At 66.9% G+C, this 8685-nt stretch carries 7 protein-coding genes, 3 tRNA genes and 1 pseudogene; 7 read left to right on the top strand and 4 right to left on the bottom strand.

Annotated elements, in window-relative coordinates; translation table 11 throughout:
• From OOT08_RS07295 to OOT08_RS07285, 3 genes and pseudogenes are all read left to right on the top strand, one after another.
• Positions 1 to 291, top strand: a pseudogene (locus tag OOT08_RS07295) (hypothetical protein); the annotation flags it as partial.
• Between the two features lie 8 nt (positions 292 to 299).
• Positions 300 to 1511, top strand: a complete 1212-nt coding sequence (locus tag OOT08_RS07290) for a glycosyltransferase (RefSeq protein ID WP_325091934.1) — start codon at positions 300 to 302, stop codon at positions 1509 to 1511.
• A 4-nt stretch (positions 1512 to 1515) separates the two neighbouring features.
• Positions 1516 to 2379 carry an alpha/beta fold hydrolase gene (locus OOT08_RS07285; protein ID WP_325091933.1) on the top strand — a complete coding sequence of 288 codons (864 nt, stop codon included), beginning with the start codon at positions 1516 to 1518 and terminating at the stop codon, positions 2377 to 2379.
• 361 nt (positions 2380 to 2740) lie between these two features.
• Here the strand turns inward: OOT08_RS07285 and OOT08_RS07280 are convergent, their stop codons facing one another.
• Positions 2741 to 3373, bottom strand: coding sequence for a TetR/AcrR family transcriptional regulator (locus OOT08_RS07280; RefSeq protein ID WP_325091932.1), 633 nt, complete (start codon positions 3371 to 3373; stop codon positions 2741 to 2743).
• Between the two features lie 65 nt (positions 3374 to 3438).
• Here OOT08_RS07280 and OOT08_RS07275 point away from each other — a divergent pair, with 65 nt between their 5' ends.
• From OOT08_RS07275 to OOT08_RS07265, 3 genes are all read left to right on the top strand, one after another.
• On the top strand, positions 3439 to 4890 hold the full coding sequence (locus OOT08_RS07275) for a DHA2 family efflux MFS transporter permease subunit (protein WP_325091931.1): 1452 nt from the start codon (positions 3439 to 3441) through the stop codon (positions 4888 to 4890).
• Positions 4887 to 5510, top strand: a complete 624-nt coding sequence (locus tag OOT08_RS07270) for a hypothetical protein (RefSeq protein ID WP_325091929.1) — start codon at positions 4887 to 4889, stop codon at positions 5508 to 5510. Before OOT08_RS07275 ends, OOT08_RS07270 begins: the two co-directional genes overlap by 4 nt.
• Positions 5511 to 5985: 475 nt before the next feature.
• A complete protein-coding gene (locus tag OOT08_RS07265; RefSeq protein ID WP_325091928.1) occupies positions 5986 to 6471 on the top strand; it encodes an anthrone oxygenase family protein in 486 nt (161 codons plus the stop codon).
• Between the two features lie 638 nt (positions 6472 to 7109).
• On the opposite strand, the gene OOT08_RS07260 is transcribed toward OOT08_RS07265, so the two are convergent.
• The 3 genes from OOT08_RS07260 to OOT08_RS07250 form a co-directional block, all read right to left on the bottom strand.
• Positions 7110 to 7182, bottom strand: a tRNA-Phe gene (locus OOT08_RS07260).
• A 68-nt stretch (positions 7183 to 7250) separates the two neighbouring features.
• A tRNA-Asp gene (locus tag OOT08_RS07255) sits at positions 7251 to 7324 on the bottom strand.
• Between the two features lie 57 nt (positions 7325 to 7381).
• Positions 7382 to 7454: transfer RNA gene (locus OOT08_RS07250), tRNA-Glu, on the bottom strand.
• Positions 7455 to 7717: 263 nt separating this feature from the next.
• Here OOT08_RS07250 and OOT08_RS07245 point away from each other — a divergent pair.
• A partial coding sequence (locus OOT08_RS07245; RefSeq protein ID WP_325091927.1) for a M23 family peptidase occupies positions 7718 to 8685 on the top strand: 968 nt, incomplete at its 3' end.

Genomic DNA, 8685 nt, shown 5'->3' with positions numbered 1-8685 from the left:
TGCGTGGCCGTCGGCGGCATCATGGCAAACGTCCTCCTCCAGCGATCGCATCAGCACTTTCCCACGCCCGTGGTCGTTGCCGCGCTCACGATCGTGGACCCGCTCACCGCTGCCGTGATCGGCATCACCGTCCTGAATGAGGCCACGCTCACCGCCCCGGCGTCCGCCGTCCTTCTCGGCTGCGGGGTGCTCGCCTGCCTCGGCGTCGCCGGGGTCAGCCGCCTGCGGCGGAGCACCGCGCCCCCCGAATCCCCGCGGCTTGCCACCGGCCCGCATCCCGCCCACAGATAGGACGCCCCATGCACATTGCCTTCTTTACCGACCAGCACCCGGCCAGCCTTGGCGGCCTCCAGGTCTCGCTCAGCCTACAACGCACTCACCTCGAACAGCGCGGCCACACCGTGAGCGTCTGCGCGCCCAAGTCGAGGCACCGCCCGTCCCCGCAGTTCGCGCGGGAACACGATGTGCTCGTCGGATCGCTCCCGATCGGGGAGCACGCCTTCAGCGCCGCAGGTGCCCGCTTCGACGCCGCGATAGACCGCGCTTTCGCTCGCCGTGCTCCGATCGACTGCGTGCATGTCCAGGGCGACGTGTGGGGCGCGTGGAACGGATACCGATTCGCCGAACGGCATCACCTGCCGCTCGTGCACACGATGCACACGAACATCGAGGTCGGCCTGCCCGCAATCCTGCCGTTTCCGAAAACCGTGTTCCGGATGATGTTCGCGGCGCAGGAGCGGTACCTCCGCACGTCCAAGATCAACAGCATTGCGGACTATACGCGCGCGTTTGCCGAGCGCGCCGATGTCCTCGTCGCCCCGAGCAGTCACTTCGCCGAGCGGCTGCGTTCCTACGGCATCGAGGAAAACATTGTCGTGCTCCCGACGGGGGTCGATGATGCCCTCGCCGAGGCCGTCCGCGCGCGGCCCCACACCCCGACGGCGACGCCCGTGCTGGTCTGGCCGGGCCGGATCAGCCAGGAAAAGCGCCTCGGCGACTTCCTGGCCGCGTTCGCCCGTGCGGACGTTGCCGCTGACGTGCATGTCTACGGCTCCGGGAGCGAGCTCGCCGCCGCGCAGCGACAAGCTGCCGCTCTCGGCATTGCCCCGCGGGTGCGGTTTTTCGGCGCGGTCCCGCACCACGCGGTGCTGTGGGCGATGCGGGACGCCGACGCCGTCGTCCAGAGCTCGCTCGGCTACGAGACGCAGGGCCTCACCGTCTACGAGGCCGTCACCGTCGGCACGCCGGTGATCCTGCGCGACCGAAATATCGGGCGTGATCTTCCGGAACACCTCCGCTTCGCCGCGCCGGATGACTCCATCGACGCCTTTGCCGCCACGATCCGGCGCTTCCTGGGGGAGCGGGAGAACGCACCCGCCGTAGAGCGCCCAAGCGATGCGTTTTTGCAAAGCACCCTCACGCTCCGGGCAGAAACGCTCTACCGACACGCTCAGGAGCTGCATCGCATGCGGGGCGCGAGCAATCCGCGAGGGCTGCCCTATGCGGTGTGAGCCCGTGGCAGAGCGGACCCTGCTGGTTCGGGGGACCCGGACCGCGCTCTACGCGTACGGCCCGGACGACGGGCCCACGATCCTCGCGATCCACGGCTTCCGTGGCACGCACGAGGGCCTGCAACCCCTCGCGGTGCGGCTCGGCGAGGCCGGCTACCGGGTCATCGTGCCGGACCTGCCCGGAAGCGGCGCATCCGGTCCGCTCCCCGGCGGGCACGACGCTGAGCGGTACGGCGCGTGGTTGCTGGGGGTGACCGAGCAGGTGCCGACCCCACAGCTGCTGCTCGGCCACTCCTTCGGGAGCGTGATCGTCGCCGCGGCGATCGCCCAGGGCGCCGCGCACGAGGGCGTGGTGCTCATCAACCCGATCCTCGCCTCGCCGCTGACCGGGCCGAAGCGGATCGCGACCGCTGCCGCGCGCGCCTACTACGCGCTCGCGAGCGTCCTACCGGAAGCGCTGGGGCGGCGGCTGCTCGCCAGCCGCTGGATCGCGGGACTGAGCGGTGCCCTCATGACGAGCACACCGGATCGACGCGAGCGGCGGTGGATCCGTGAGGAACACCTGCGGCAGGCGGGCGCGTTCTGCTCCCGAGACAGCGTTCTGGAGAGCTACCGGGCCACGATCGCGACCACGGTGACCGAGTACGCCCCGGCGGTCACGCGACCCGCCCTGGTCATCGGCGCGGATCGCGACCCGCTCAGCCCCGCGTGGGCGTTGACCCCCGAAGCGAGCGGTCTCACCGGCGGCACCTTCCACGTGTTTCCGAACCGTGGCCACCTGCTCCAGTACGAGGAGGTCCCGGCCCTGACGGCCCTGATCGCGGCCTGGGACCGAGAATGGCTGACGGCGGGGACGCGACGCCCCTGACCCGGGTGACTGCGGAGGGCTGTGGAGGACCCATTGAATCCTGGCCAGGGCATCCCGCCGAGCTGGGCGGCGGGGGCTCGTGTGTGCTGATGACGTGGCCCTTGGTGCCGCGCCGAGAGCGAGAACGGCTCGGCCGCACGAGGCATCACCTGACGAAGATGCCGAAAGCCTGGGCCACGAGGCCGGCGCGGAAACGGTCCACGACCACGATGCGCCGGGCGACGGATCGTGTCGGCTCCTCGCACCAGGCACGCCTGCGCGGCGTCAGATCGGCGCGTGATTCGCGCAAAAGAACGCGTAGAAGCCTCGTGAAGGGCAGTGGCTCCGACCGGCATCGATCCGGTGACGCTGCGGTCCGGTGTCAGTTTGAGTTTCTGGCGGCTGAGCCGAGGGGTCGGTGTCCGGTCGTCAGTGTCACGACCTCTTCGGTGGCGTCTTCGAGGACGCAGGCGATTAGTTCCCCGGCGTCAGGTTCGGTTGTTACGACGTCTGGGAGTCGGAGGCCGAGCATCGTGTTGATGAGCATCCCTTTGGCGAGGAATCCCTCAGCCTCCTGCGGGGTGAGGCCGATCTCATCGCGCAGGAGGCGGTAGATGCTCAGGAAACCGTCTCGGGCAAGGCTGCCGAACGTGTCGTGGTGCCCGAGCGTGAACAGGTGCATCACGGTGAGCAGGATGCCACGGTCTGCGACCAGATCGACGTATGCGCGGCCAAGCCGCTCCTGCACGGTGTCCCCAGCGGAGGAGTCCGGCGCAGCAGCCTGACGGAACACGGCCTCGATGCGAGACAGTGCGCGACCGGCGGTCTCGGCGAAGAGGGCTTCCTTGGAGCCGAACGTGCGGACGATGTACGCCTGGCTGACCCCGGCGGCAACGGCGACGGCATCGGTTGTGGTTCCCGTGTAGCCGCGCTCGCCGAACACGATGCTGGCGGCGTCGAGCATCAGTTCTCGGCGTTCGGCGGCGGGCAGGCGTTGAGGGCGGGAATCGGTCATGTTGACAGGTTATCACTTGATTACTATTGTGACTTGTGTTCAGTTGATTACAACAAGGAGGGCGGATGAGCGAGACGACGAAACGCCGCCCGGTGTGGCTGGTGCTGGTGGCGGTATCGCTGCCGATGTTCATGGCCGCGCTCGACAACCTCGTGGTCACCAACGCGCTACCGGTGATCCGGGCCGAGTTCGGGGCATCGCTCGAGGAGCTGACGTGGATGGTAAACGCCTACACCCTGAGCTTCGCCTCGCTGATCCTCATGGCCTCAGCTCTCGCTGATCGTTTCGGTCGCCGCCGGGTCTTCGCGATCGGGTTGGTGGTGTTCACGCTCGCCTCGCTCGCGTGCGGGTTCAGCGATGAGGCGTGGATGCTCATCGTCGCTCGTGCAATCCAGGGCGCAGGCGGGGCGGCACTGATGCCGTTGTCGTTGACACTGCTGAGCACGTCGGTGCCCGAGCGGGTGCGCCCGGCGGCTATCGGCATCTGGGGAGGTATCTCCGGTCTCGGCGTCGCGCTTGGGCCGCTGATCGGCGGGGCCGTGGTCGAAGGGCTGAACTGGCAGGCGATCTTCTGGCTCAACGTGCCTATCGGCCTCATCTGCCTGCCTCTGATCCGTTACGCCCTGCCCGAATCACGGGGCCGCGTCCAGCGGCTCGACTTCGTCGGTCTCCTCCTGGCTGGCCTCGGGGTGTTCGCGCTCGTGTTCGGGATCGTGCGCGGCAACGACGCGGGCTGGACGAGCGCCGAGGTCCTGGTTCCCTTGATCGGCGGCGCGATCCTGCTGCTCGCGTTCGTCTGGTGGGAGACGCGAGTGACTGCGCCGCTGTTGCCCCTGCGCCTGTTCCGCAACCGGAGTTTCACCGCGGCGAACCTCGTCGGCGTCGTGTTCTCGCTCGGCGTCTTCGGGGCCGTGTTCATCCTGATCCAGTTCCTGCAACTCGTGCAGGGAGCCAGCCCGCTGCACGCAGGCGTGATGACGATGCCGTGGACGATGGCCCCGCTGCTCGTTGCCCCGTTGACCGGACTCATCACCCCGAGGGTCGGCACCCGACCGGTTATCGTCGCGGGCCTGGCGTGCATGACGGCGGGCTTGATCTGGATCGCTGCGGTCCTCGATCCCCGCGTCGCCTATCCCGTGCTAGTGCCGCCGTTCGTCCTCGCCGGGATCGGCATGGGTCTCGTCTTCGCTCCCCTCGCCACCGCTGTGCTCGACGGCATGGCCCCGGAGGATCAGGCCACCGCGTCGGGCACAAACTCCACAGCCCGCGAGATCGGTGTCGCCCTCGGTATCGCGACCCTCACCGCGATCTTCACGGCCGCAGGCGGCGAGCTGACCCCCACCGGCTTCACCGACGCCGCGGTTCCCGCCATCATCGTCGGTGGGATCGCCCTCGCCATCGCCACGTTGATCGGCTGCGCGATCCCGAAGCGCCGCCCCACACAACCGGAATACCCCCGCGCCGATGCGTCTCCGCACACGAGGCAGCACCCGGACAAGAAGGAAGGAGCACCATGAGCCAGCCACGCAAGAACCGATTCCGGGCCCTCGCCCTCCTGGGCGCCGTCGGCGCCTCCGGCGTCGTGGCATCACTGTTCAGCCCAGCCCGCGATCACGGCATCATCGACGTCGTCCCCATCGCCGCCGCGAGCAGTGCTTACGCTCTCCTCACTGCCTCCATCGCCCTGACCAAGCCCCCACGAACCGTTACCCGCTGGTTCGGAGGAGCCGACGAGGCCCGACGGGCGGAACGGTGGGCGTTTCTTGCAAGCGGGGCCTCCGCTGCGGTCTATGTCGTTACGATCTGGTTCCCGGTCATTCAGACACTCCGTCGGCTCGACCCGGACGGGCCGCACGTGCCGACCGTGCCCGCAGCGATCATCGCGGCGTTCGGGCTCGGGTTCCTCCTCCTCATTCGACTCGACGAACGCCTGCGTTCTCGGTGTGGCAGGCTCATGACTCCGTTGACCGTGACGGTGTTCCTTGCAGCCACCATCCAGTTCGCCACCGCAGCCAAACTCCTCGTCACCCTCACCAGCCCCCACGGGGCCTACATGATCACCGTCGCGGGAGTCGGTGTCGCGGCTCTGCTGCGCCTCGCATTCACGAAGAACACGCGACAGACCTGCCGGGAGTAGGCATCCAGACGCTCTCCAGGCAAGTGTTCCGCCGCGTATTCATTTCCGCCGCTCGTTCTGCGATCCCAACCCCGCCCCGCCGCCCCCACGGTCAACAACTGCGTGAGGTGCCTCGCCGTTCGGTGGGTGATCTGCTCGAACGTGGCGAGCAGGGCTTCTTCCACGAGGTTGGTGAGGTCGCCGGAGCGGATCGAACGATTGCATCCGCCGGGCATCCGCTGCGCACACTGATAGACGTTGCCACGGCGCATCATGACCCGCCCGCCCGCACCTCGAGCAGCGGATCGGCGAATGAGCCATGGCATGATCCGAGCTTGGGCGCTACCTTCGGACGCAAGAGCTGGTTCCCGGCAGAAAGGACGAACCATGCACACCTTCACCGGAGCAAAGCTCCACCCGGATTCCGTGGTGACGCGTTTCGGCGTCACGACTACCACTGACCACCGCGCAACTTCGTGAGGGAACGACCAAAACCATGCCTGCGCTCCTGCTCAACCCCATCATGATTCTGGCGCTCGTTGCCAACGGGTTACTTGCCGGTTTGTTCTTCGTCTTCGCCGTCGCAATCGGTCCAGCAATGCGGCGGCTGGACGACTCCATCTATGTGCACACGTTTCGAGCGATCAACTCAGCGATCCTGAACGGGAGATTTCTGGCGGTCTTTTTCGCTGCCCCGATCGCCGCCGTGGCGTGCGCGGCACTGCATTTCTGGCGCGGTGGCTCAGCCCCCATGCTCCCGACCGTTGCGGGAGCGGTCTGCTCCGTGCTGACATTTGGTATCACCGCGGCTGGGAACGTGCCGCTCAATAACGCGCTCGAGCGGGCACCGGTTCACACTGAGGCCCAGCGCCGAAGCGCACGTCAGCACTTCGAAATGCCCTGGAATCGTCGCAACCTCGCCCGCTCAGGTACCAGCACTGGAGCAATTGTGTTCCTCGCCATCGCGCTCGCTTCTGGGTAGATCTTCACGAGCCAGGCGGCGAGCCCCGCCAGAAAGGTTCCGCCGCTTGACCCCGCCCGGCCGCGTCGCCTGGGGCGCGCAGTCCTCGGCGGTGAGCCTGGGTCGCCCACCCTTGAGCAGTGCTGAGCAGTGCTGAGCAGTGCTGAGCAGTGCGACGCCGTTGAGCTCAGCCATCGCCGCCGAGGGACGCTTGCCGCACAGGGTCGCGAGCTTGCCGTGCTGGAGCGCAACAACCTCGGAGCAGGCGGCGACGCGTTCGGGATTCTCAGGGGGATTCAGGAGTTTTCGGGAGGAGACCTCAAGCCACTGAACGATACTCTCGCGCGTGCGAAGAGGCCGCAGGGCGAGCAAGAACGGTGCGTGACGAACTTTTCAGCGCCCGCGGTGAGGGATCCGGCACCAGCCCTCACAAGGACAGTACTTGAACGACTCCAGACCCGAGGTGCCACCTGTTGAGGCAAGCGAAGATTTCGGTCACGGGAATCGTGCGGAAATGGCCCAGCGCGACGATTCACTCGGGCTCGAGGTGATCGAATCGTGTGATTCACCTCGCGAGGCGCACCTGCTTGCGGCCAGAACTGGGTCCGATTCGCCCAAAAGAAAAAGCCCCTCACGAGTAGAAGCCTCGTGAAGGGCAGTGGCTCCGACCGGCATCGATCCGGTGACCTTTCGATTTTCAGTCGAACGCTCTACCAACTGAGCTACAGAGCCGTAGAGCAAAAAGTCACCCTACGAGAATGCAAGTGGCTCTTCCGGAGAAGAGCCACTGTCGCACTCGGCGACCCTGACGGGACTTGAACCCGCGACCTCCGCCGTGACAGGGCGGCGCGCTAACCAACTGCGCTACAGGGCCATACGTTTCCTGCTGTTATTGCTTGTGTTGCATATTCAATTGTAGTGGTAGTTTTCGTGACCCCAACGGGATTCGAACCCGTGCTGCCGCCGTGAAAGGGCGGTGTCCTAGGCCACTAAACGATGGGGCCGTGTCGTGCTTGTCCTGCTTGTTGCTGCATCAACTACCGAGACATAACTCTACGGGGCAGATGCGGCCGAGTGCAAATCGGGGCGGCGTTTCATCGCAATTTGACCCTCGACAGCACCCAAAAGAGTGTTACGTTGGACTGGTGACGTGTGATTTCTCGGGGTTTTTCCCCGACACGCGCGGGATGCTGAAGAGTGTCTGCGGTGCGCGCCGATCCGGTCGAAAAGCAGAGCAAACGGGATGATGGGTTTGAGGAACGTACGTATGAAACAGCCGAAGAGATCGACCCGAGCGCTCGCGCTCATCGGGGCACTGGCCATTTTCGGAGTCACCTTCGCATCCACGAGCGCGGCAACGCCCCCGGCGTACGCGCTCGACCTCCCCACCTGGGATGACGTGCAGAAGGCCAAGGGCAACCAGGCCGCCGCCGCGAAGAAGGTCACCGAGATCGAGGCCCTCATCGTCCAGGTCAAGAAGGACGTGAAGTCCACCCAGGAGGCCTCGCTGGTCGCCGGAAACGCATACATGCAGGCCGAGGACGACTTCATCCTGGCCGATCAGCGCTTCAACCAGCTCAGCGCCGCCGCCGAGGAGAGCAAGGTCGAGGCCGAGCGGAACTCCGAGCAGGCCGCCTCGCTCGCCTCCCAGATGTACCGCACCGGCGGCATGGACCAGAACATGGAGCTCCTCCTCGACGAGGACGGCTCCACCGCCGACGTGCTGCTCGAAAAGCTCGCCATGATGTCCAAGGCGACCGAGCGCAACACGAACCTCTACGAAGAGGCCAAGCAGGCCCAGAACAACGCCACCTCCCTCGAGCAGCAGGCCGCCGAGGCCCGCACCGAGCGCGAGGACCTGCGCGACGTCAAGGAGCAGGCGAAGAACGTGGCCGCGGAGGCCGCCGCCGACGCCTCGACCAAGCTCGCGAACCAGGAGAAGCAGGAAAAGCAGCTCGAGGCTCAGCTCGCCGCGCTGAAGGACGAGACGGCCACGACGGTCCAGGGCTACGAGGAGCGACTCCGCATCGAGGAGGAGGAGCGCCGCAAGGCCGAGGAGGCCGCGCGCAAGGCCGCCGAGGAAGCTGCCCTCAAGGCCGCCCAGGAAGAGGCCGCCCGCCAGGCAGCCTGGGCCGCTGAGCAGGAGCGCATCGCCGCCGAGAACGCCGCGAACGGCGGCGGCGGGACGGTCGCGCCCCCCGTGACCCCGCCCGTCACTCCGCCCGTCACGAACCC

This window comes from Leucobacter sp. M11 (assembly GCF_035726885.1).
Taxonomy (GTDB): Bacteria; Actinomycetota; Actinomycetes; order Actinomycetales; family Microbacteriaceae; genus JAPFRB01.
This window is presented reverse-complemented; position numbering and strand designations above follow the sequence as displayed.